The following is a 23,377-nucleotide window of genomic DNA, read 5'->3' on the forward strand; positions in this document are numbered from 1 at the left end:
AAAATAGATAAAATTTGTTGATTCCCCCTAATCAAATTAAAATATCGATAATAACAGCACCAGAATTCAATTTAGAATATCTCTGGTGGCTGACTATATTATTTTTTGTGTTGGCGGTTATCTATTTCGTTGGAGTATTTGTAATAAGAAATAACATTAACTCAAATAACCACCGAAGGAAAGACAAGAAGATTGAATTTTCCCCCATGATTAACGAATTTTTATTCTATGAGGATTCAAATACTAAGGAGGAAAAAATGAATTACCTAAATCTAAAAGTTCAGATTAGAGAATTAATAAAGAATAATTTCGATAGAAATGTGCTTACTGAGGTTTTGCTCGATCTAAGAAAAGATTTATCTGGTGAATCTCAATCAGTGTTAATTGAATTATATAAAGACTTAGGACTACACCACGATGCTTATAAAAAAATGGGGAGTAGAAAATGGCAAGTCGTTTCTAGCGGAATAGTAGAATTGACCACCATGGAAGTTGACGAGTCATATGGACTAATTATAAAATTCATTAACCATAGACAAAGCACCATTCGTAAACAGGCAGAAATTGCAGTAGTAAACCTAAGAGAAGAAGGCATTAAGTATTTTCTTGACAATACAAAGTTTAAGATTGCTGAATGGCAACAACTAAAGTTGTTAGATGTACTTAGGCATAAACCTAATTATACTCCGCCACAATTCGCACTCTGGTTGACTTCTACCAATACCCATGTAGTTTTATTTTCTTTACGTTTGATTAAATATTATAGTCAGAACGGTGCCGAACAATCTATAATAACGCTTTTAAAGCATAAGAACAGAGATATTCAGGCAGAAGCTATTGAGTGTATTAAAGATTTTCATTTCGTGAGCGCTTTAATCACATTAAAATTGGTGTATTCCAAGGCTAGTAATGATATCAAAATAGCAATTTTAGATGCCATTGGTGAATTAGGTACAAAAGCAGAAGCCTCTTTTTTAGAAAATCTGCATTTAACAGAACGCAACTTTAATATAAAAAGTAAGGTTATAGGCACGCTGAATAAAATTGATCCTGAAAGAATTTTACCAACCAAAAATATATCTAAGCCAGACTTTTATGAAACAAAATCGCGCATCGATGATTTTGATGATGACGATGAATTTATCGAATCAGTATCAGAAGTTGTAATCGAACAGCCTATAATAGAGAATACAGTCGAATTAAAAGAAGAAAAAATATTAAACGTAACTGTTGATGTAGTTGACAACACTAATGAACTTGCTGGCACCTCAGAAGAAGTAATAGAAGAAGATACTATTGAACACCTTTTAGTGCAATCGGAAAACATAACTGAACCAACTTCAATACAAATAGATACTATAGATGTTGAAAATGAAATTGACCTATCATTGTTACCTAATGTTAATCATGAAATTGAATTGCTAGAAGAAAATAAAAATGAGGAAGAAGAACTTGAAGAGAAGCAGCATATAGAAGAAGAATTAAGTATAGACTTTTTACCATTGGTTACCGTAGAGGTAACTTTTAAAGAACCAGTTTCAACTTTTGTTCAAGAACAATTTGAACCCTTATTTGAGTTAGATGATGATTATAATGAACATAAAGAGGTAATTGAAACTGAAGTTTTGAATGAAGTGATACCCACTAAAGATATTGAAAGTATAGATTGGTCATCGATAATAGCCCAAAAAGATTGTACTAAAGATATCGAAGTTGAGGAAAGTAATAATCAATTATATTCTCTTGAAAATGATAGTATTGTTTTTACTGCGAATTTTATGTCTCAAGAAGAATTAGATACTATGGTTTTGCTTGAAAATATTGCTGAACTTGGAGATTGTAGAGAGTTAATTTTACTTCATGAAATTATTGATAGTACTACTTCAGATTTAGTAATTGAAAGAGCGAATGAACTTATTAGAAAATTCTCATACGGCTCACTAAGACCTAACGAATTATTTTCGGCAGAGAATGAACTAGCAGAAAGTGTATTTACCGAAATCTACAATCTTGCGGATGAAGAAACCAAGCTCATTCTTTTAAATGAAATTAAAAGTATTGGTGATGCGAAAGAAATCCATTTATTGGAAAGCATAATAAAAACAGCGTCTGAAAAACTTGTAGAACAAGCCACAGAGGCTTTAGAGCATATAAAATCTCACTTAGAAATTACCGTACAACCCGAAATAGAAACAGAAGAAAATTCACTGTTTGAGGTTGATTTTGAGTTAGAATTGAACGAGTCTATTAAAAGAAGAATAGCATCAAACAAAAACGGTTCAACATTGTTCGATCAATTATGTTCCATGTCCAACTCCTTATACAGAAAGAAAAATGGATAGTGAACTATTTGGTGTGGTATTGGAATATATCAATTTTGTATTCTTTGTTTTTACTATGATTCTTTTTACACTTTTTTCTCTAATGGCATATTTCTCTACCAGAAATTCTATTCATTACAGAAATAAAAACAGTTTTACAGATATTTCTAAAATAATGGCTTCTCCTTTAGCACCGACAATAACTATTATTGCTCCCGCGTATAATGAAGGGTTGACTATAGTTGAGAATATACGTTCATTATTATCATTGCAGTACGTTAACTACGATGTCATGGTCGTGAACGATGGTAGTAAAGATGATACGCTACAAAAGTTAATTGATTCTTATGACCTTGAGAAAATTGATGTCGATATGGATCCCGATTGGAAATCTAAACCAGTTCGGGGTATTTACAAATCAAAGAATAGGGCTTTTGAAAAGCTGACCGTTGTCGACAAAATGAACGGTGGTAAATCTGATGCTTTAAATGCCGGGGTTTCATTATCTACTAGCAAGTATGTAGGGTGTATCGATGTAGATTGCCTATTACAACCAGATGCTTTATTACACGTTGTTAAATCATTTTTTCAACGTTCTAAGAAAAGGGTTATTGCCGTTGGCGGAGTAATTCGTGTTGCCAATTCTTGTATCATACAAGGTGGTAAGCTTGAAGAAATTAGGTTGCCGACGAATTGGCTGGCAAGGTTTCAATTGTTAGAGTATACCCGTTCGTTTATATTAGGTAGAATGGCATGGGGTAGAATCGATAGTCTACTGATTATCTCTGGTGCATTCGGTTTTTTTGAACGTGAAATTGCATTAGCGGTTGGAGGTTATGATACCGATACTGTTGGTGAAGACATGGAAATTGTTTTTAAAATGCGTCGTTATATGCATGATAGAAAAGAACCATATACTATTGAATACATACCTGATCCTCTTTGTTGGACAGAAGTTCCTGAAGACCTTAAAATACTTGTAAATCAACGTGACCGTTGGGCACGTGGAAATCTAGAAACCTTGTTCAAGCATAAAGACATGCTGTTTAATTCAAAGTATGGTAGGTTAGGTTTATTAAGTTACCCGTATTGGTTTTTCTATGAATGGCTTTCTCCATTATTGGAGTTTTTTGGCTTTTTTACCATTCTTCTTTTTGCCTATTTAGGTATTCTTAACTGGGAGTTCTTTTTAATGATTACGCTAGCCATATTCTTGTTTTCAATCATGATTTCGTTTTATGCTATTCTGTGGGATGTATACTCCTATAATCAATACCGAAAAACAAAAGACATACTAATATTAATGGGCTTAGCTATTTTAGAGCCTTTCATTTTTCACCCAATTGTAGTATATGCTGCGGTAAGGGGTAACTATAAAAAATTATTCAAGATAAAATCTGGTTGGGGATCCCAAGTTAGAAAAGGTTTTGCAAAAGCATCATAATAAGTAATGAACACAAGTCAAATAGATAGATATTCCTTAAAGCAGTATACGCGGCTTATGATGTCCTTTTTTGGATGTTTGCTGGTATTGACGCTTTTTCAATATGGTATACTATACTATAAAGGAGTTCTAGATTCTATTTTGTCCACTAGTTTATTAAAAGCAATTGTACACCAAATTGGCTTTACCGCGCTTATGGGTATTGTTATGGTTTTTCCGTTTAACTTTTGGGAAAATCTACGTTCCAAATATGGCTTTAATCTGGTATTTGTTTTGCTAAGTATTGTTTTGATTATCGAAGCAATGCTAACTGCATATTACTGTACCACCTTAGTTCCTTTAGGTTCAGATTTATTGGGGTATAGTTATGCTGATATGAAAATTACCATAGCGAATTCTGGCGGATATATTATTTCAGTGTATTTGCTAATTGCTTCGACTATCTTAATTAGTCTATTTTTAATACTATACAGAATCACTTCTAAATTTTATAACAGAATTAGTAAAATGTACCCGTTTACCATTGTATTATTTAGTTTGTTCGTTGCCTCTTTATTTACAGATGGCAAACCTATTAACCAAAACAAAGTACAATACCTGGCTGTAAACCTTTACAATTCTTCTACTGAAGACAACTCGTACACTTCAACAGAAGAATATCCATTAGTAGAAAGCTCGAATATTGAAAATGTACTTGGTCAATACTTCGAATTAAAAGAGGAAAAACCTAATATCGTTTTTATAATGGTTGAAGGTCTGGGCAGAGATTTTGTTGGTGAAGGTGCCGAATATGGCGGATTCACGCCATATTTAGATTCATTGACCACTAAATCTTTATACTGGGAGAATTTTTTAAGTAATACCGGTAGAACCTTTGGCGTGCTACCTTCATTATTAGGCTCGTTACCATTTGGTAAAAGTGGTTTTATGGAATTAGAGGAATATCCTAATAAATTGACCCTGTTCAGTGTTCTTAAAAATAACGGTTATCATACTTCATTTTATCAAGGTACCAATAGTTCTTTTGATAAGGTAGACAGATTTCTTAAAAGTGAGAATGTTGATTTTGTGTTAGATAAATCAGGCTTCGGAAATAAGTATCAACAGCAGGCAGAAGATGCGGCTGGATCTTCATGGGGTTTTCCAGATTTAGAATTATTCAAAAAAAGTATCAGTTTAGAAAGAGGAGAAAACCAACCTAGGTTAGAGGTATACATGACCATTAGTACCCACGAACCTTTTATTCCGCCAAGTCAAGATGTATTTGAAGCCAAAGTTGAAAACATACTTTCAACAAAAAGTTTCGATTCTAGAGTTGAAAAAGTCATTGAAAAAAATGACAATGTCTTTGCCACGCTTTTATACACCGACAGCTCTATTAAGTGGTTTATGGAATCTTATAAAACGCAACCAAATTATGAAAATACCATTTTTATTATAACGGGAGATCATCGATTAATTCCAATTCCACAGCGTAATAATATCAGCCGTTTTCATGTACCGTTGATTATGTACAGCCCAATGCTGAAATCTACACGAAAGATGAGTTCTGTTTCTTCTCATTTTGATGTTACTCCCACTATTTTGGCGCTTTTAAATGGTTCGTACGAATTAAAAATGCCTAAAAAAGTCGCTTGGATGGGTGGCGCCATAGATATGCAAACTGCTTTTAGATCTACAAAGAACATTCCTTTAATGAGAAATAAGAACGAATTGAAGGAATACATAAGTGGCGAAAAACTGTATACAGATGGTGATATTATGCAACTAGATAAGAATATGGATATCAGCTCTGCTTTTGGTGGTGGTACTATTGAATCTACCTTAGAACGTTTTAAGTCCGTAAACCATTACGTTACTACAGAGAACAAGATTATACCTGATAGTTTGGCAATTTTCACCGTTCAGAAAGAAAAATTTACCGATAGTGAAACGGTCTGGCTGAACAGTGTTTACGATGGTAAAGATTCTGACAAAGGCTATTTTAAGGCTAGAGATTTAGCATGGAATAAAAAATGGGATAAAGCGTTATTGTTATGTCGTTACAACCTTTCTGGAGCGCCTAGCCATATAGATACCAAAATATTAATGGGTAGGGTTTATTCATGGAAAGGAAACCATGAAAAGGCTGCGGAAATCTTACGAGAATGCATTTCTATTAATCCGAATTACATAGATTCTTACGCTGCGCTATTCGATGTTTATTATTGGTCTGATAAGTTGAGAGAAGGTTTAGAATTAATAGACAAGGTTCAAGAAAATAGTTCTAGTGCCAATGAAATCGCAGATAAAATCTCAAGGGCTCGTACTATTGCAAGAAATGCAGGTATTAAAGTACATAAGTCAGAAAAAAAAGAACCCGCAAAAACAATAGCGTCTATTAAATAATGAATAAGAAGTACTTACATATCATTCTTTTGGTTCTATTAGCCGGTATCTATCGTGGTACTGGTCAAGATATTGCTGATAATTTTGATACGGCATATGCATTGGCTTATGAGGGCAAAACGAATACTGCCCATAATATGCTGTATGTATTGGTTAATAAGTCGGCTACAGATGTAGATACTTCATTATTATGGGCGAAAACGTTAAGTTGGCGTGGCGATTATGATTTAGCACGCTCGTCGTTCAACTCTATTCTATCTAATACCAAAAATAATAGAAAGGTATGGATCTCAGCAATTAAAAATGAATTGTATGCTAAAAATTATGCCACGGCATTGGGTCTTTCCAATAAGGCTCTGGTGTATATTGAAAAGGATTCTGAAATTATAAGACTTAAAGCACTAGCTACCGAGGGGATAAATGGTTTTTCGTATGATGATGATGGTTGGTATAATGTTGAGAGTGCTGTCAAAACTAAATTAGTAACAGCCAAAAAACAGAAGGCAACGTTAGCAAAAGATATTGGTGATAAGAACGAAGAATTAGTGAGAAAAACACCTGTTACAGAAGAGAAACTAAAGAACTCTGTAATGGTAAATAGTTCTGTAACTGTTTTTGATAAGCGTTTTGACCCCATTACCACATCAAGTATTGCTTATAAAAGACAGACTCCCTTTGGGTCTATTATTCCAAGAATTAACAATAGTAATAGAGTAGGTAAAAACGGAATTCAATTAGACATTGATTTGTATCCTAAAATTGCAAAAGGTTTCTACGCTTACGTCAATTACGGTTATTCAGAATCAGATCTGTATCCTAATCATAAAGTTGGTGGCGATATTTATTACAACCATAAAAGTGGTTTAGAATTCTCTGGCGGAGGTAGATTTATAAACTTTACAACTAGAGATATAAAATCCATTACCAACTCAATAGGGTATTATAAGGGCAATTACTATTTCTCTTTACGCTCATTCATTACCCCAGCGGTCGATAACTTAACCAATGTTTCTGGAAATTTATTGGTACGTAAGTATTTGAAGGATGCTGATAATTATATGGGTATTAATGTCGGTTACGGTTTTTCACCTGAGCTGAGGCAATTTACCTCGGGAGATCAATTGTTAGCAGAAACACTATTGTATATTGAATCGCAACGTTTAAGTTTAGAGTACCAATTTACAAGTAAAAACAATTTAAGTGCCTATAGAACAAATGTGGGAGTGCTACGACAAGAGCAATCTTTTGACCCGGGTAGTTATTTTTACTCTATCTCAGCAGGTTTAACGTACGAGTTTAATTTTTAGACTTCATCACAGCTATCCATTTATCGGCATACAACCCGTAGACTAACCCCAACTCATTATCGTATACGTATTGTTCATCTTTACCTGCATCAAAGTTTACATTATATACATACACCTTAATACCTGCTTCTTTTAATTGCAGCATCAATTTCTTCTGACTTGCAATTATTCTTCTAGATAGTGCCACGTGTTTTACGTTATTTACTTTTAAGAAATTTACCTTATCTCCTTTAATAGACAATAATGGTTCTTGAGAAATCATGGCATGTATACCATACTCTGATGCTTTTTCAACTGCCATAACACTAAATAGTTCCATTATTAGACGGTCTTTATCTACAAAGGCGTCGGCGAAGGCAATTGGGTCATTAACCTTGTCTGTAATCAACGTAGCATCTGGGTGATTTTTAAACCAGGTATTTATGCTATCCATATCTAAGGTCGTATAATCGCCATAAATTTTCTGTTTCATGAATTGGGAATGGGTAGGAGGTAAGCTTCCCGTATAATCTGTAAAACGAGCCCACATATTCCAATCATGTGCTGCAACTAATTTTCCGTCAGATGTTTCTATAATGTCCAATTCAAAATTACGGAAGCCTTTCTTATAATTTTCATCTAATGCATGCCTAGAGTTGGTAGATTTTACCCCGTTAATTTCTCCACCTGCATGGGCAATATAGCGGTCTACGTTAGGCTCAAATTCATACACCTCTTTAGGAAAATAAATTTCATTTGTAGTAATGGGCGTATTTAAAGTTAAGGTTTGGGTAATGGAGTTATCATCAACCTGTTCTATAATCGCGCCATTAAAATTATACATCACATAAGCTTGACGCCCTTCTAAGCTACTTAATTGTATAAAGCCCAAATGGTATAATTGCTTTTCGAAACCTGTTAATTGCGCTGCTGCAGAATCATGTGCCAATATTGCAAAGATTGCATTAGACGCTTTCATTCGTGTAAGTACTTCTAAAAAAGCTTTTACATCTTCTTTACTACCATAGGTGTCAAAAGTCTTGAACTCAATTTGATCATTAGCCTGAAAATGAATGACGGTTAGTCCGCGTTCTACAGCTTCCGTTTGTGAGAGAAAGGTGAAGGTACTTCGCTCATGGGTATTAAAACTATGACTGTTTAATACCACCCCTGTAGACATGGTATTTTTATCGACAAGGTTTTTATGATTTTCTGTATTTGCTTTTAGGGAGCATCCTATTAATAGTAAAAATAAAAGAAAACTATTTTTTAAAAATTTAATGGCTATAAGGGGGCTTTTCATGAATTATATACTTTATATCAAAGAAATTTGATTGACAGTATATTAAAAACGAAAAATAAAGTCGGGTATTGTAGTACTTATAATAAATGTAGAATGCTATTAATTAAGTTGATAGCAATTCAATTTTTTACCTAACCTGAACTATAAATTACTGTAATTTCAATTTTTTCTTTTGCAACGCGTATCAAAATAGCCAATTATTTATATACTTTTTTACAGCTCCATCGATAAAACACCAAAAAACAGGATAAACTGCACGCTTGAAAGCCCTTTAATATATAGGTGCTGAAGGTTTTGAAGGCTAAACAACACTTTTATATAGGTTTTACAACATAATTAAATTGGTTCACCACAATTTGTTGTCTCGACCTTAACATCGGTATATATTTACTTCAAGATATGAATACCCAAATATAGATTAACTTTTAAACCTACAATATGCTTTATGACACCTACGGAGAAGAATACCTTGTGTTTCTTCAAGATTTAAATGAGATTCTTAGTATCAACGAATTAGCGGAGTTGGACTATATGTAAATCTAAACCAAACCAAAACCAATAAAAAAATACTCATGGCACATCAAAATCAAGATTTTTCGTCTTATCAAAATTTTATTCAGGATCTTAATAGCATCCTAGTGAACTTTAATATCAACAAATTAAGCTATTCATAGTGTTTCAAAACAGTATGAAAAAAGAAAGCGCCCGTATAAACGGGCGCTTTCTTTTTTTAAAACAATGTTATTCTAGCCTAAATAGGTCTTCAATAACTTACTTCTAGAGGCATGGCGTAATTTTCGTATTGCCTTTTCACGTATTTGTCTAACACGCTCTCTTGTAAGATCAAATGTCTGTCCGATTTCTGCTAAGGTCATTGATTGTTGATCACCAATACCATAATAAAGCTTAACCACATCTGCCTCTCTTGGCGACAATGTATCTAAAGCTCTATTGATTTCAGTATTTAAAGACTGTTGTAATAAAACGTTATCTGGTCTTGGAGACTCACCTGAACGTAAAACGTCGTATAGGTTAGAATCTTCGCCTTCACGTAAAGGTGCATCCATTGATACGTGTCTACCTGAATTCTTAAGTGACTGCTTCACTTCAGAAACCGTCATTTCTAATTCTTTTGCAATTTCTTCTGGAGAAGGTGGACGCTCATGTGCCTGCTCTAGGTAAGAAAATGTCTTTTTGATTTTATTAATTGAACCAATTTTGTTCAACGGTAAACGAACAACTCTTGATTGTTCTGCTAAAGCTTGTAATATAGATTGTCTGATCCACCATACGGCATAGGATATAAACTTAAATCCTCTTGTTTCATCAAATCTTTTTGCTGCTTTTACTAAGCCTAAATTTCCTTCATTGATTAAATCTGGCAATTTAAGACCTTGATTTTGATATTGTTTTGCTACGGACACTACGAATCTTAAGTTGGCAGTGGTTAATTTTTCCAAAGCTGCTTGACTACCTTCGCGAATCTTCTGCGCTAGTTCTACCTCTTCATTCGCTGTAATCAAATCAATTTTACTGATATCTTGCAAATATTTATCCAGTGATTTCGACTCACGATTCGTTACCTGCTTGATAATCTTTAGTTGCCTCATATGTGTGTATGGAATTTAGAAGTTGTACAAGTTTACAGTATACCGCTTTTTATCCGTATTTCCTAATGAATAACACTATACTTCTACAGCATTTATTAGCTTTAACAAAGATTTAAACATTTGATGCTTTTATTTTTGTAAAACCTATTTTTGATATCAGACACTGAATTAATATGAGTAAAAGAGCTTTAAAAACATATATATCCAAGCTTCCGAAAAAGGCGTTAGAAGACCAAATAGTAGAGCTTTACGAGAAATTTCCCGCCGTAAAAACCTATTATGACTTTGCATTTAACCCCAAAGAAGATAAATTGGTACAAGATGCAAAAGCCAAAATAGCCAACGAATATTTTCCATTAAAACGTAGAAGACCAAAAGCAAGACGTTCGGTCGCCCAAAAATTCTTGAAGCATTTTATAAAGCTGGGCGTAGAGCCCCATTTAGTTGCAGATGTTATGTGTTATAATTTAGAAATTGCACAGAACTTCTCTAGAGAGAAAAATGTACCGGATTCTTTTTATAGAAGTATGCTCAATTCATTTAATGAGGTTATTCAATATGCTACTGTACAGGGAGTTTTTCCTGAATTTAGGGAGCGTATTTTGAAAATTTATACCGAAACACAAAACCAGAAATGGCTATTTGAGGATGAATTCTCAAAAGCTTTGGATATTATAGATTAGCATATGGCAATAGTTGTTATAAGACAGGATAAGAAAATTGAACTTTGGAAAAATGCTTTACAGAAGGCTAACAGTGCCATAAATGTTTATAGCTATATCGAAGATCACCCTAAAGATGAAATTACCATGGCGGTCATCTGGAAGCACCCAAAGGGTTCTTTGGCAGGTTACCCCAATTTAAAATGTATTGCTTCTGCCGGTGCAGGGGTAGATTATATTTTTGAAGATGAAACCCGACCGAAGAACATTCCAATTACACGTATTGTAGATCCTTTTTTAGCGAGCGATATGTCTGAGCATGTGCTAGCCGTTATATTGGCGCATCTAAAAAACTTGAATGCCTATAAATTAGACCAAGTTGCCAATAGTTGGGCGCCAAAAGATTACTTACGTATTAAAGATGTTACTGTTGGTATTTTAGGTTTAGGAGAATTAGGGGCGCTAACTGCTACCGACCTCACTACATTCGGCTTTAAAGTACAGGGGTGGAGTAGGAGTAAAAAGAATATCGAGGGCGTAAAAACTTTTACTGGTGGTAATGAACAACAAGAGTTCTTAAAAACTACCGATGTGTTGGTATGTTTATTGCCATTAACGCCAGCAACCGAAGGTATACTAAACAAAGAACTGATGTCTCAACTTCCTAAAAATGCCTTTGTAATAAATGTTGCCCGTGGCGGCCATTTAGTTGACGCAGATTTAATAGAATTATTAGATGCCGAACATTTATCTGGGGCGTGTTTAGATGTATATCATACTGAACCATTACCCAAAAGCTATCCTTTTTGGAATCATAAAAAAGTGCACATGACACCCCATTATGCCAGTGTTTCTGATACAAATTCTGTTATTCCGCAGCTAATAGAAAACTACTACAAGATAGGTTCTGGAGAAAAATTGCAAAATTTAGTCGATGCTGACAAGGGTTATTAATATTGTTTTTTTCAAGTTTTTTATTTCCTAGACCCATAAAAATCACATAATTTTATAAGGTTTTTGCATTATTAACATAAATAAACGCCTACAAACCTTTTGAAGCTACATAACGAGATTACTGAGAAAACCCTGTACGATTATCAAGAGGAAGATCTTCATTCCATTTTTAAGTATTTAGATGAGAATGGAGATAATTCTAACTTGCTATACCAATTGCCTACCGGTGGTGGTAAAACGGTGGTTTTCTCTGAAATTGCAAAACGCTATATCGCAAAAACCAATAAAAAGGTAATTGTATTAACCCATCGTATCGAATTAAGTCAGCAGACTTCTAAAATGCTGAAGGGCTTTGGGGTAAAAAACAAGATAATCAATAGCGAGGTTAAAGAGTGGCAAGACCAAGATGAATTTATGTGTTTTGTGGCTATGGTCGAAACGCTAAATAACCGTCTTCAAGAAGAGAAAGTCGAGATCAATAATATTGGCTTGGTTATTATCGATGAGGCGCATTACAACTCGTTCCGTAAACTATTTAAATTCTTTGAGAATTCCGTTATTCTTGGGGTTACGGCTACTCCGTTGAGTTCGAATATTAAGCTTCCCATGAAAGACAACTATAAAAAGTTGATCGTGGGTGAGTCAATAGAATCGTTGATTCAAAAGAAGTTTTTGGCAAAGGCAAACATGTATAATTATGATGTTAGCCTACAGACCTTAAAACTTGGTATTAGCGGAGATTATACCGTAAAATCTTCTGATGAGCTGTACGGTAACCACAGCATGTTGAACAAGTTGGTTTCTGCTTATAATGAAATAGGTAAAGGCACAAAGACATTAATATTCAATAACGGAATTAATACCTCTAAATACGTTTACGAAATCTTTAAAAAGGCTGGTTATAATATTCGTCACCTTGACAATAAGAACAATGCTGCCGAACGAAAAGATATTCTAAAGTGGTTTAAAGAAACGCCCGATGCTATTCTTACCTCAGTGAGTATTTTGACTACGGGTTTTGATGAGCCTAGCGTGGAGACTATTATATTAAACCGTGCCACACGCTCTCTTACCCTTTATTTTCAAATGATCGGGCGTGGGTCAAGATACTTACCTCAAAAAGAGGAATTCAACGTCATCGATATGGGGAACAATGTCGCCCGTTTCGGTATGTGGAATGCGGGAATCGATTGGCAAGAAATCTTTCATTTTCCTGATTTCTATCTAGAGAATATTAAGAACGACGAGGAAATTGAACGGGAATTCGTTTATGAAATGCCACCAGATCTTCGTGCAGAATTCGCAAATTCTACCGAAATAGATTTTGATATAAAAGCAGAATATAAGAAGAGCTTTGCTAACGGAGAGAAATCTAAATTGGTACTTGAAAAGAGTATTCAACAGCATGCAAAAATTTGTGTTGAGAATTCTGAAGATGTTTTTGATGCTCGTATTCTAGCTAAAAAATTAAAAGAGGAAATCAAATATCGTGTACGCCAATATTCATATTGTATAATGAACAATACTAAAAACTACAAAGAATGGCTAGAAGAAGATTATGAGCGAAAATTGCGTTCTAAAATCTCTAAGATGTTTGCTGCGAAAATGTAAATTTTAAAGAAGTTTTAAATTCACAACTACGTTTGGTCTCATTATCAATTCGCTATTCTAGGTTGATGATAATTAGTTGATATTCAAAAATACCCTGTGGGTTATTTATATTCATATAAGTTGTTTAAATTCAAGTGCTAGAACCACCAGAATTTACCCTTCTAATGAAAAACCGATTATTCTCCCTTATTTTACTGCTTACACTTGTTTTTTATGCAATTACCGGATACCACTTTTTAACCGGTTGGCACCCCATTGTAATGATGCTAATAGCCATTCTTTTAGGGGTGGTCATCAACTTTGGCGTTTATATCCTATTTAATTTTTTAGGAAAAAGAATTAGGACTATCCCGCTGAAATCGATTACGGCAATTTTGAGCGGTATCGTAGTTTTTATCATTTTAAAATATGTCGGTTTTGGGTGGCCCTTAGTACTCTATAGTACAATTGCCGCTGTCGGTATACTATTGTGTATTGCCATTTATAGATTTCAATTAAAAAGAAATTTTTTTTCTAGTGCTTTTCTAATCATAATGCTCATCGGTATCGGTTATATCCTATTCGTTTTAGCTGATACAGGTGCTGACCCTTATGATAAACAGGTGCCTTTGGCTTTTTCTGAGAGTAATTCAATGCTTTCTAATGTGGAGATAGAAAATCCTGCCGCTGTCGGTTCTTATACGTTTAAAACATTTACGTATGGTAGTGGAACCGACGAGCAACGAGAGGAGTTCTCAACGGGAGTAACCTATACCACCAATTCAGTAGATGGTACCTGGCTAATACCTGATTGGAAGGACAAAAAGAAAAAATGGCGTGAAAAATATTGGGGTTTCGGTGCTGAAAACTTTCCGCTAAATGGCAGGGTGTATATGCCCGAGGGTGATGGTCCATTTCCTTTAACGCTCATAGTACACGGTAACCATAGTATGATCGATTACTCAGATGATGGTTATGGCTATCTGGGCGAACTTTTGGCAAGTAGGGGAATTATAGCCGTTTCGGTGGATGAAAATTTTCTGAACGGACATTGGTCCGGCGATTTTATGGGTAAAGAAATGCCCGCTCGTGCTTGGCTGCTTTTAAAACATTTAGAACAATGGCGAAGCTGGAATGCTAAAAATGGTCATGACCTTGCCCGAAAAGTCGATATGGATAATATTATGCTCGTTGGGCATTCTCGTGGTGGCGAGGCGGTTTCTATAGCTGCCGGTTATAATCCGTTGCCCTATTTTCCTGATCAGTCAAAAGTGAAATTCGATTTCAATTTTAATATCAAAGGTGTCGTCGCATTAGCACCTACAGATTATAGGTATGACCGCAAAATTATACTGAACAACATCAATTTTTTGAGCATACAAGGTTCTTACGATGCCGATGAAGTTAGTTTTTGGGGTATGCGACCCTACCGTCGTTTGCAGTATACAGATAGTATTTCTAGATTTAAATCAGGCGTATATATTCACCATGCCAATCACGGCCAGTTTAATTCCACATGGGGTAATTCAGATTTTGGTGCACCTACAAAGTGGTTGTTGAATCTGTACCCTTTATTGAAAGAAGAGCAGCAACAAGAAGCTACAAAGGTATTTGTTAGCGCATTTGCAGATGCTTCTTTGAAAGATAATCAAGAATATCGCTCTATTTTTAAGAACGTTTCTGTAGCCAAACAATGGTTACCTGTAGAACAGTACCTGACTTCTTTTGAGTCCTCTAATTTTCATACTATTGCTGATTTTGAAGAGGATTTAGATATCACAACAGCAAAAGATAGTACAAGCATTAGTACGAGCAACTTAGGATTATGGAAAGAGCAATACCTGCCAACACGAGATGAAGGTAGCCAAGAAAATAATGCTGTTATCTTAGGGTGGGATTATGAAAACCGGACTAGTTCTTTGGATAAAGGAGTGTATGAATTAAGGCTTTCTGCAGATGATTCTATTCCGTTTTCAGCAAAATCTAGTTTACAATTCACCCTCGGGGCAGGAAATCATGAATGGCTAGATATCAATTTAACCGAAGTCCAGAAGGAAGCAAAGAAAGATGAAGAGAAACGAGAAGCCCCACAACTAGATTTTACGATTCAGCTAACCGATGCTGCGGGACAAATAAGTGATTTAAAAGTAAGTGAGATAAAAGGGATTACGAAACCGTTAAAAACTAGGTTTACCAAATTCGCATTTTTAGACAAACAAATGATCGGTGCAGATTGGGAAGTACAATTGCAGACCTACCATTTTCCACTAGAAATATTTAGTAAGAAAAACGCTGAGTTCAATGTAGGTGCAATAAGCAGTATTAAATTCATTTTTGACCAAACGGAGTATGGGGTAGTGGTGCTTGATGAAATTGGGGTTTCTGGTAGTTAGTTGTTCGTCATAGCGAGCAGAGCGCGGCTATCTGTTTCTTTGGAACACGCACATTTCGGCTACGCTCAATGGCCTTAGCTTTCGTCATAGCGAGCAGAGCGCGGCTATCTGTATGTTTGGAACACGCACATTTCGACTGCGCTCAGACTGACATGTTAACCGAAATTAATTTGAAGTACAATGATTCAACGGATTGCCACGTAGCGAAAAGCTCCTCGCAAAGACAAATTAATACAGAACACTGCTAACTGAAACTGCCTACTGATACTATAAACTTGCCAACCAAAAACCATTTCCCGTACTTTGTACTTAATACTTCGGACTTTGTACTTAAAAAATAACACCCAAACCCTTCTCGTAATAGCACTTGTATGGCCAGAACCTACTTCTACGGCTGCGGGAGTTCGTATGTTGCAATTGCTAGAAGTATTCAAAAAGAAAGGCTATGCTATCACCATTGCATCGGCGGCTTCTAAATCAGATTTTTCGGCAGATGTAGTTTCTTTAGGATATCAAACTGCGGATATTAAAATGAACGATAGTTCTTTTGATGTTTTTGTTGCGGAGTTAAAACCTGATGTGGTGGTGTTCGATCGTTTCTTGACCGAAGAACAGTTTGGGTGGCGTGTGGCTGAAAACTGCCCAAATGCATTACGAATTTTAGATACAGAAGATTTACATTCGCTGCGTCATGTGCGTGAACAGTGCTTTAAAAAAGATATACCATTTACTACAGATGCGTGGTTGGCAGATGATAAAACCAAACGCGAAATCGCGAGTATGTATCGTTGCGATTTGTCTTTGATCATCTCTAGTTACGAATTAGAATTATTGACCGATGTAATTAAAATAGACAATAGTCTATTGATGTTACTTCCGTTTATGGTCGATGAAATTACTAGTGAAACCGAATGGAAAACTTTTGAAGAAAGAAAAGATTTTATCTTCATCGGTGGTGGAAAACACGCGCCTAATATTGATGCCGTAAAATGCTTGAAAACTGACATTTGGCCATTACTTCATAAACAATTGCCTGATGCTAAATTACATGTGTATGGTGCTTACTTACCACAGCAGATTTTAGAAATGAATAACCCAGCAGCGGGATTTCTAGTGCACGGCAGAGCAGCAGATGTAGATGAAGTTATGAGTACCGCTAAAGTATGTTTGGCTCCGTTACGTTTTGGTGCCGGCATTAAAGGGAAATTGATTTCTGCAATGCAAAATGGCACACCTAGTGTTACTACAACCCTTGGTGCAGAAGGCATGGCCGGTATTTTGGACTGGAACGGTTATATAGAAAATGACCATACCGCTTTTGTTGCTTCGGCGGTACGTTTATATACTGTGAAAGACACTTGGCATCAATCGCAAGACCAAGGGAAAACCTTGATCAATACCCTGTACGCTAAAACGAGTTTAGACCGTGTATTTCTAGAGAAAGTAACGCAACTACAAAAAGACTTGATCCATCATAGAACACAAAACTTCACCGGAGCTTTATTACAGCACCAAACCATGACTGCTACCAAGTTTATGGGAAAATGGATTGAAGAGAAGAATAAAGTATAATTGGTGTTTTATATATAGATGAGTATATGAATTGTATTGATTTACGAGCTATGATTTCATATGCAGTGTTAGTGGCTATTTTTATTCAATTCGTTATTAAAGAATTCTATTATCATAGCGGAAACTTCTTTGTGTATTTCATCTCTATTAACAGACTTATCGTCTTTAAAAACAATGGGAGCATTTCTTTTAAGACGATTTTTTGCTTCGTTCATAAAAATGTAATGCCCTACTTGTCCTCTCAATTCTATGTATTTTGAGCCATCTAATAATTCACTATAATGTTTAGCATTGGTATTAACAGGTGTCCGTTCATCATTTTGCGCACCAATAATTAAAACTGATTTATTAACTTTTTCAAATTGACTTTTTTCATTAAACCCTTGTCCAATAGCAGGAGCCATTGCAATAAACGCAGATATTCTATTGTCTTTCAGGTATCTATATTCTTTATTTCCCAATTCAATAATCTCGGGAGTAATAAGTTTTGAAACATCTCCCAATTCAGGTAAGTCAAATTCCACCTTTCCTTCTTCGGTATTGGAAAATTCTTTTAGTAATTCATAATTCAACACGCCACCCGCTAGTGCAATTGTCGTATAACCGCCTAATGAAAATCCTGCCATTCCGATTCTTGTTGAGTCTATTATCGAACTAAATTCTGAAGTATTCAACAGATTGTCGAGTGCATAACTGATGTCTAATGGTCTATCCCAAACTTTTACAAAATTCTCTGGAATTTTATTATCTAAAGTATTGCCATAATGGTCAACTGCAGCTACTATAAATCCGTTGGAAGCTAATTCACAAGCAAGCCACATTTGGCTAATTCTATTTCCTCCAGTTCCGTGAGAGAGTAAAATCAAGGGAGATTTTTCTGCAATAGGTTTTGCGTCTTTTGAAGTAGGAGGTAACTTAAAAGGGTATTCGGTTGTGACATTAAATTTAGTAGTGTCTTTTGTCGGATACCAAATTTCGGTTTTTAAAGGTCTGTTTCTTAAAGAATCAAGAAATGTAAAATTGGTTTGACCAACTGCATATTTATGTGTTTGCAAATAATTTTGAAAACTTTGGTCTTTATAATTATCGTTATTGCAAGCTGTAAAAGTGAAGAAAACAAATAAAATGATTAGAAAGGATAAAGTTCTTGAATACATATGATTTTTAATTTAAGTACAAAATTAGAACTCATCTATGTAAATAAAATTGATAAAAATCAAGAAGCCTCATTTTTTTTAGCTTTTAGTCTACTCAGTGTTTCTTGAGACATACCTAGGTAACTCGCTAGAACTTTATTAGGTAATCTTCTTAAAAGCTCAGGATGATTTATTTTAAAATCTTGGTAAAGGTGTTTTCCGCTCATTGTAATTAATTTTTCAATTCGTTTCACACTATTTATATATGCTTTCTCAAGAATGTCGGTATAGAATTTTTTCCACTCAGGAAGCAAATTATTAAGCTTTTTAAAATCAGTAAATGAAATATATAATATTTCACTTGCCTCGATAGCCTGAAGGTATGAACTGGTATTTGTTTGTTCGATGAAACTAGGAAATATTGTAATGAAGTTGTTTTCAGTTTCAATTTGCCTTGTCCATTCTTGACCATCATCTCTAGTGCATACAACTCGTAAACATCCTTTTTTTTATGAAAAATAAATGTTTACAAACTTTGTTTTGATGAATCAATATCTGATTCTTCCTAGTATGTATTTCCTTGAAACAAATTAATACACTTTCTAATTTCTCATCAGAAAGTATTAATTTTTGATTTAGATGTTTCTTTAGATAGTCAGTCATATTACCTTAATCGTTAAAACGACTAATAATGAGTTTGTTTTACAATTACCGCCAACGGTCTCGTCTCGTATGTTTGGTTTTCAGTTTGAAGATACTATAATTATAAAAATAAAGGAGAGTGATTAAGAGGTTGAGCTAGATACATTTTCAGTAATCTTGGCAAACGGCACAAAACCAAAGCAAAACTTTTGTAAATACCTTGTGTACATAACCAATTTAGAACAGGTGTATCTAGAAAAGATAGCACAGCTACAACAATCAATTACTGCTCATAGAACACAAAGCTTTACCGGTGCTTTGTTGCACCACCAAACCATGACTGTTACCAAGTTAATGAGTAAATGGATTGAGGAGAAGAACAGGGGGTAAGTTTGTGGTTTCGTTATCGTATCAGGAAAAAAACAAAAAAAAAGCTATTCAATAGTATGAATAGCTTTTTTCTCGGAAAAATAATAAAATCTAAAAATTAAATATTCTCTAAAAATGAATATTAATCATTCATATTTTCTTGAATAGCGCTTTGAATTCCTATCTTAATTATTGATTTCAAATCGTCTGATGCATTTACAATTTCTACATTTTCAAAAAACTTTTCTGCGCCTAATGAAACATATAGTTTTCCGAAAATTTGTTTTGCACAAAAAGTAGCCATTGACCTAATCTTACCTAAATCGACAGAGATTTTGGCATCTGATTTTAAATTATCAGTAATTAAATTCAAAATTTTATTTCCAGATTCTTTGGTGCTTATAATTGGACCGAAGTCATCTAAACTTATATTTTTCATTATTTCCAATTTATTTTAATATCATTAAATTTTTTATTATCATGATTTTCAATATCACTAAGCGTGATTGGTTTCTTTAAAGGTAATGACAAATAGATAATTGTGCCTTTCCAGTAACCACATTTTTTTGCTAATTCTTTGCCAAAATCGTTTCTGTAAAATGCTCCTTCAGAATAAATGTGAAATCTCCCTTTTGTTTTTAATGCAATTTGATTCAATATCCAAAGGCCATAACCCATGTGGTTGGTCATTTTTTTTGATGTAACAAATTTTTCGACAGCTTTTTTTAAAGTTCCCGGTCTATCAATAGTACTATTTTCATAAACTCTATTTAACGTGGTAATTATACCATTACCCGTATCTGCACAAGCAATCTCGATGTGATTTTCATTTCCTTCAGCGACAAGAATAGAATTAGTATCATCAACTGCATGTTCCCAAAAATTCAATAATATCTCAGATAAGCATAAGAATATCATAGAAACTACTTTATCATTTTTTTTGTAATACTCTTCTATTTTTGGTAAAAATTCAGATTTCAAAAATTTATCTGAATAATGTTTTGAACGTAATAAGGCTTGTGGTGCTATAATAAATCTGTCATCTACCTGAACCTTAAGATTTTTGTAATTTCTTTCAGTTAAATCTTTATTAGAAACAAAAGAATGTAGCAAATTTGTAAAACCGTATCTTTCCCATTCTTTCTCTATATAATCATTTACAAATAAATCAGGTTTTTTGAAACAATTATGCTTATAGGTATATTCTATAAACTTATAATTTAGTAAAATACCTAAAAGGGATGTTTTTTTTACCTTTTGTAAATTTATAACAACATCTGGTATTAGTTTTTCTTCCATACTGAAAGCTTGTTCCAGGGAATCTAAAAGTTCATAAATAGAATTTGGTTTTAGAATTTTAGGAAATTCGAATAAAATCATTTAGCGAAATTTGAAGAAAGTTTATCAAATAATTTTATTTCTTTACTGTAGTCTTTTTTTCTGTAATCAGTTAAAGTTGTTTTAAAATAGTCTGTAATATCGTACATTAACTTTCGATTCTTTTTGTGAATGTATAATTTGTTTTTACTTATTAACTTTTCCACATTTTGGATTAATTGTAAAAGTTCTTCAGACTCTGTTCTTCCGTCCAAAAAAGTCATTTTATCTAGTTTAATGTATATACTTTCAAATATTGAAATCCTTTTTTGCTCCTTAATTTTAAATGAGATTATATTTTTATCCTTGGATTTTAGTTTATGCTGAGAAATAATATTAATAATCGTAGTTAAAAAATTAATCGATATGAATACTAAAAGAGCTATTAAAAGTTGATTATTCTTTTCAATATCGTCAGCGTAAGTTTGTAGTAAATCTTTTAATATTCCAATGTTATTCATTTATAATCTGGTATTTTTTTGTACATGATTATGTATAGCTAATAGGTATTTCAAATCCTATAAGTTATAACTACGTTAAATTATTTCGGGGAGAGGTAGCGAAGTTCTAGATTTCAATAGATGTACGCAAGTACTTACAGATAATTTGTAAGAAAGTTATTAACGAATGAGTTAATACAAATTAGATTGCATTTTGTTCTTTCCAGTCATTTTTTAAATACGCAAGCGCATCTTCCAAAGCCTTTTTAGAAGGTTTAGGGTTAAAGCCTAATTCTTCTCTAGAGTTACGAATATCATAGTTTTGTTTTAAACCATAAAACATATCTAAGTAATGTCGTTGCAATAAAGGTTCTTTACCGGTAAGCTTACTGCTAAATTCCATTAACCCAGCTACACCGTACAAAAGCCATTTGGGTACTTTTTTGGGCATTTTTAACTTTAATTCTGGGTATAGATCTGCTGCGATTTTTACACTTTCTTGTAAGGTAGTATGTGTTTCGTTCGCTAAAATATAGCGCTCGCCATCCCTGCCTTTTGTCATGGCATTTAACATGCCAAATGCAACATCTTTTACATCGACCCAATTTAAGGTTACACTAGTATCTACAGGTATTTCACCATTTAATACTTGTAGTACCAAATTGTTAGAATAGCTGAGTTTAAAAGCTATACCACCAACCATTGCAGATGGTAAAACCAATACCGTTCTAATACCGTATTTTTTGCCTAATGCTACTGCTAGTTTATCTGAATCATTCTTAGAATTGAAATACCAGTTTCTTCGATCTTTATTATAGCCATTAGCTACATTGGCGGGTAGTTTGGTGTAATCTAAACTGGCTACAGAACTTACGTATACTATATTTTGTACGCCACATTCCTTAGCGACATCAAAAACGTTTTGGGTTCCTTGTAGGTTGTTATCATAAATTTCGGTTTTAGGGTCTTTCGCCCACATACTAAAATTTGCCGCTACTGCGTATACATTGGTGACCCCTTTAAATGCTTTTCTTAAAGAGGCTTTGTCAGTTATATCTGCCTGTACAATGGCACAGTCCAACCCTACAAAAGGTGCTGTATTATTTAGGTTTCTAACCGTTGTTCTAACCTTTTGATTATTGGCAAGTAATAATCGTATTAAGTTGTTTCCTAAATGTCCGGTACCGCCTGTTACTAATGATATCTCGTTGCTCATACTATTTTTGAATTTTGCTTAGGCAAATTTCCGTGACTTTTAATTGGTAAGAAATAACATTTGTTAGAAAGCGATTTGTTTTCTAATACGACTTAGCGATTGCGGTTCCATTCCTAAAAAAGAAGCGATATTATCTATAGATACATTTAAAGCCAATGTTGGGTACTGATTCACAAATTTTTGATACCGCTCTTTTGCAGTTAAAATCTGAAAATCTTTTACGCGTTCTAGTTTACAATTCAAGTGCTCATTGGTGACTTCTTTCACAAATATTGCCCAGAAACTGGTCTCCCTTTGTAATAGATCGAAGTCCGGCTTTGCTATTTTTACAAGGGTGGCAGCGGTTACAGTTTCGTAATAATCCATTGACGGAGTCTCTGTCATAAAACTCTCTAGCGATGTGAAGAAATCTTGCTCTGCTACGAGATGCTGAACCACAATTTTACCATCTATATTCTGATATCCCTTTACAATACCGGAATCTAAGAAATAAATATACCGTTCTACTTTTCCTGCTTCTAAGAGAATGGTTTGCGCAGGAACTTCTTCCGACACGGAATACTTTTTGATCAGATCAATATCGGTTTGCGATATGGTTGCTCTTGACTTTATGTAGTTAATTAGATTTTCCATAGATAAAAACGAAGTTCGTTTTTTACATAGTTGTGCGCAAG

General features: G+C 34.1%; 18 protein-coding genes. 9 read left to right on the forward strand and 9 right to left on the reverse strand.

The annotated features are described in order from the left end of the window. Positions 1 to 206 precede the first annotated feature (206 nt). From ACEN2N_RS18005 to ACEN2N_RS18020, 4 genes are read left to right on the forward strand one after another with little or no spacing between them, the layout of a single operon-like run. A complete protein-coding gene (locus tag ACEN2N_RS18005) occupies positions 207 to 2,342 on the forward strand; it encodes a HEAT repeat domain-containing protein (protein WP_441825621.1) in 2,136 nt (711 codons plus the stop codon). Beyond that, the gene (locus ACEN2N_RS18010; RefSeq protein ID WP_441825622.1) at positions 2,335 to 3,765 is read left to right on the forward strand and encodes a glycosyltransferase family 2 protein; all 1,431 of its coding nucleotides are present in this window, start codon (positions 2,335 to 2,337) and stop codon (positions 3,763 to 3,765) included. The genes ACEN2N_RS18005 and ACEN2N_RS18010 overlap by 8 nt, the downstream gene beginning before the upstream one ends. Positions 3,766 to 3,771: 6 nt before the next feature. Further along, positions 3,772 to 6,153 (forward strand): sulfatase-like hydrolase/transferase, encoded by a 2,382-nt coding sequence (locus ACEN2N_RS18015; protein ID WP_441825623.1) that lies wholly within the window; start codon positions 3,772 to 3,774, stop codon positions 6,151 to 6,153. Continuing rightward, on the forward strand, positions 6,153 to 7,460 hold the full coding sequence (locus ACEN2N_RS18020; protein ID WP_441825624.1) for a YaiO family outer membrane beta-barrel protein: 1,308 nt from the start codon (positions 6,153 to 6,155) through the stop codon (positions 7,458 to 7,460). The genes ACEN2N_RS18015 and ACEN2N_RS18020 overlap by 1 nt, the downstream gene beginning before the upstream one ends. Here the strand turns inward: ACEN2N_RS18020 and ACEN2N_RS18025 are convergent. Both ACEN2N_RS18025 and ACEN2N_RS18030 read right to left on the reverse strand, forming a co-directional pair. Continuing rightward, positions 7,450 to 8,742 carry an interleukin-like EMT inducer domain-containing protein gene (locus tag ACEN2N_RS18025; RefSeq protein ID WP_441825625.1) on the reverse strand — a complete coding sequence of 431 codons (1,293 nt, stop codon included), beginning with the start codon at positions 8,740 to 8,742 and terminating at the stop codon, positions 7,450 to 7,452. The genes ACEN2N_RS18020 and ACEN2N_RS18025 overlap by 11 nt on opposite strands. Before the next feature lie 746 nt (positions 8,743 to 9,488). Further along, entirely contained in the window at positions 9,489 to 10,352 is an 864-nt protein-coding gene (locus ACEN2N_RS18030; protein ID WP_027066973.1) for a sigma-70 family RNA polymerase sigma factor, read from the reverse strand. A 173-nt stretch (positions 10,353 to 10,525) separates the two neighbouring features. Here ACEN2N_RS18030 and ACEN2N_RS18035 point away from each other — a divergent pair, with 173 nt between their 5' ends. The 5 genes from ACEN2N_RS18035 to ACEN2N_RS18055 all read left to right on the forward strand — a co-directional run bounded on the left by ACEN2N_RS18035 (position 10,526) and on the right by ACEN2N_RS18055 (position 17,523). Next, positions 10,526 to 11,035 carry a DUF6155 family protein gene (locus tag ACEN2N_RS18035; protein ID WP_441825626.1) on the forward strand — a complete coding sequence of 170 codons (510 nt, stop codon included), beginning with the start codon at positions 10,526 to 10,528 and terminating at the stop codon, positions 11,033 to 11,035. Positions 11,036 to 11,038: 3 nt separating this feature from the next. Next, a complete protein-coding gene (locus ACEN2N_RS18040; protein WP_441825627.1) occupies positions 11,039 to 11,968 on the forward strand; it encodes a 2-hydroxyacid dehydrogenase in 930 nt (309 codons plus the stop codon). A gap of 99 nt (positions 11,969 to 12,067) precedes the next feature. Then, positions 12,068 to 13,579, forward strand: coding sequence for a DEAD/DEAH box helicase (locus ACEN2N_RS18045; RefSeq protein WP_441825628.1), 1,512 nt, complete (start codon positions 12,068 to 12,070; stop codon positions 13,577 to 13,579). A gap of 164 nt (positions 13,580 to 13,743) precedes the next feature. Next, on the forward strand, positions 13,744 to 15,951 hold the full coding sequence (locus ACEN2N_RS18050) for a hypothetical protein (RefSeq protein WP_441825629.1): 2,208 nt from the start codon (positions 13,744 to 13,746) through the stop codon (positions 15,949 to 15,951). Between the two features lie 324 nt (positions 15,952 to 16,275). Next, entirely contained in the window at positions 16,276 to 17,523 is a 1,248-nt protein-coding gene (locus tag ACEN2N_RS18055) for a glycosyltransferase (RefSeq protein ID WP_441825630.1), read from the forward strand. 68 nt (positions 17,524 to 17,591) lie between these two features. On the opposite strand, the gene ACEN2N_RS18060 is transcribed toward ACEN2N_RS18055, so the two are convergent. The 7 genes from ACEN2N_RS18060 to ACEN2N_RS18090 form a co-directional block, all read right to left on the reverse strand. After that, a complete protein-coding gene (locus ACEN2N_RS18060) occupies positions 17,592 to 18,680 on the reverse strand; it encodes an alpha/beta hydrolase family protein (RefSeq protein WP_441825631.1) in 1,089 nt (362 codons plus the stop codon). A 59-nt stretch (positions 18,681 to 18,739) separates the two neighbouring features. After that, positions 18,740 to 18,886 (reverse strand): hypothetical protein, encoded by a 147-nt coding sequence (locus tag ACEN2N_RS18065; RefSeq protein ID WP_441825632.1) that lies wholly within the window; start codon positions 18,884 to 18,886, stop codon positions 18,740 to 18,742. A 926-nt stretch (positions 18,887 to 19,812) separates the two neighbouring features. Continuing rightward, positions 19,813 to 20,109, reverse strand: coding sequence for an STAS-like domain-containing protein (locus ACEN2N_RS18070; protein ID WP_441825633.1), 297 nt, complete (start codon positions 20,107 to 20,109; stop codon positions 19,813 to 19,815). Further along, complete coding sequence (locus ACEN2N_RS18075; RefSeq protein WP_441825634.1) at positions 20,109 to 21,050, reverse strand: hypothetical protein; 942 nt, start codon at positions 21,048 to 21,050, stop codon at positions 20,109 to 20,111. Before ACEN2N_RS18075 ends, ACEN2N_RS18070 begins: the two co-directional genes overlap by 1 nt. Continuing rightward, on the reverse strand, positions 21,047 to 21,508 hold the full coding sequence (locus ACEN2N_RS18080) for a hypothetical protein (RefSeq protein ID WP_441825635.1): 462 nt from the start codon (positions 21,506 to 21,508) through the stop codon (positions 21,047 to 21,049). Before ACEN2N_RS18080 ends, ACEN2N_RS18075 begins: the two co-directional genes overlap by 4 nt. Before the next feature lie 181 nt (positions 21,509 to 21,689). After that, positions 21,690 to 22,703, reverse strand: coding sequence for an NAD-dependent epimerase/dehydratase family protein (locus tag ACEN2N_RS18085; protein ID WP_441825636.1), 1,014 nt, complete (start codon positions 22,701 to 22,703; stop codon positions 21,690 to 21,692). A 63-nt stretch (positions 22,704 to 22,766) separates the two neighbouring features. After that, the gene (locus ACEN2N_RS18090; protein WP_441825637.1) at positions 22,767 to 23,336 is read right to left on the reverse strand and encodes a Crp/Fnr family transcriptional regulator; all 570 of its coding nucleotides are present in this window, start codon (positions 23,334 to 23,336) and stop codon (positions 22,767 to 22,769) included. Positions 23,337 to 23,377 lie beyond the last annotated feature (41 nt).

The organism is Maribacter spongiicola (assembly GCF_052119685.1).
Lineage (GTDB): Bacteria > Bacteroidota > Bacteroidia > Flavobacteriales > Flavobacteriaceae > Maribacter > Maribacter spongiicola_A.

Excerpts from the sequence above, each read along its gene's own strand:
- ACEN2N_RS18070 (WP_441825633.1), bottom strand. The coding sequence starts at position 20,109 with ATGAAAAATATAAGTTTAGATGACTTCGGTCCAATTATAAGCACCAAA.
- ACEN2N_RS18060 (WP_441825631.1), bottom strand. The coding sequence starts at position 18,680 with ATGTATTCAAGAACTTTATCCTTTCTAATCATTTTATTTGTTTTCTTC.
- ACEN2N_RS18015 (WP_441825623.1), top strand. The coding sequence starts at position 3,772 with ATGAACACAAGTCAAATAGATAGATATTCCTTAAAGCAGTATACGCGG.
- ACEN2N_RS18080 (WP_441825635.1), bottom strand. The coding sequence starts at position 21,508 with ATGAATAACATTGGAATATTAAAAGATTTACTACAAACTTACGCTGAC.
- ACEN2N_RS18050 (WP_441825629.1), top strand. The coding sequence starts at position 13,744 with ATGAAAAACCGATTATTCTCCCTTATTTTACTGCTTACACTTGTTTTT.
- ACEN2N_RS18085 (WP_441825636.1), bottom strand. The coding sequence starts at position 22,703 with ATGAGCAACGAGATATCATTAGTAACAGGCGGTACCGGACATTTAGGA.
- ACEN2N_RS18020 (WP_441825624.1), top strand. The coding sequence starts at position 6,153 with ATGAATAAGAAGTACTTACATATCATTCTTTTGGTTCTATTAGCCGGT.
- ACEN2N_RS18065 (WP_441825632.1), bottom strand. The coding sequence starts at position 18,886 with ATGAGCGGAAAACACCTTTACCAAGATTTTAAAATAAATCATCCTGAG.
- ACEN2N_RS18025 (WP_441825625.1), bottom strand. The coding sequence starts at position 8,742 with ATGAAAAGCCCCCTTATAGCCATTAAATTTTTAAAAAATAGTTTTCTT.
- ACEN2N_RS18090 (WP_441825637.1), bottom strand. The coding sequence starts at position 23,336 with ATGGAAAATCTAATTAACTACATAAAGTCAAGAGCAACCATATCGCAA.
- ACEN2N_RS18030 (WP_027066973.1), bottom strand. The coding sequence starts at position 10,352 with ATGAGGCAACTAAAGATTATCAAGCAGGTAACGAATCGTGAGTCGAAA.
- ACEN2N_RS18040 (WP_441825627.1), top strand. The coding sequence starts at position 11,039 with ATGGCAATAGTTGTTATAAGACAGGATAAGAAAATTGAACTTTGGAAA.
- ACEN2N_RS18075 (WP_441825634.1), bottom strand. The coding sequence starts at position 21,050 with ATGATTTTATTCGAATTTCCTAAAATTCTAAAACCAAATTCTATTTAT.
- ACEN2N_RS18010 (WP_441825622.1), top strand. The coding sequence starts at position 2,335 with ATGGATAGTGAACTATTTGGTGTGGTATTGGAATATATCAATTTTGTA.
- ACEN2N_RS18005 (WP_441825621.1), top strand. The coding sequence starts at position 207 with ATGATTAACGAATTTTTATTCTATGAGGATTCAAATACTAAGGAGGAA.
- ACEN2N_RS18035 (WP_441825626.1), top strand. The coding sequence starts at position 10,526 with ATGAGTAAAAGAGCTTTAAAAACATATATATCCAAGCTTCCGAAAAAG.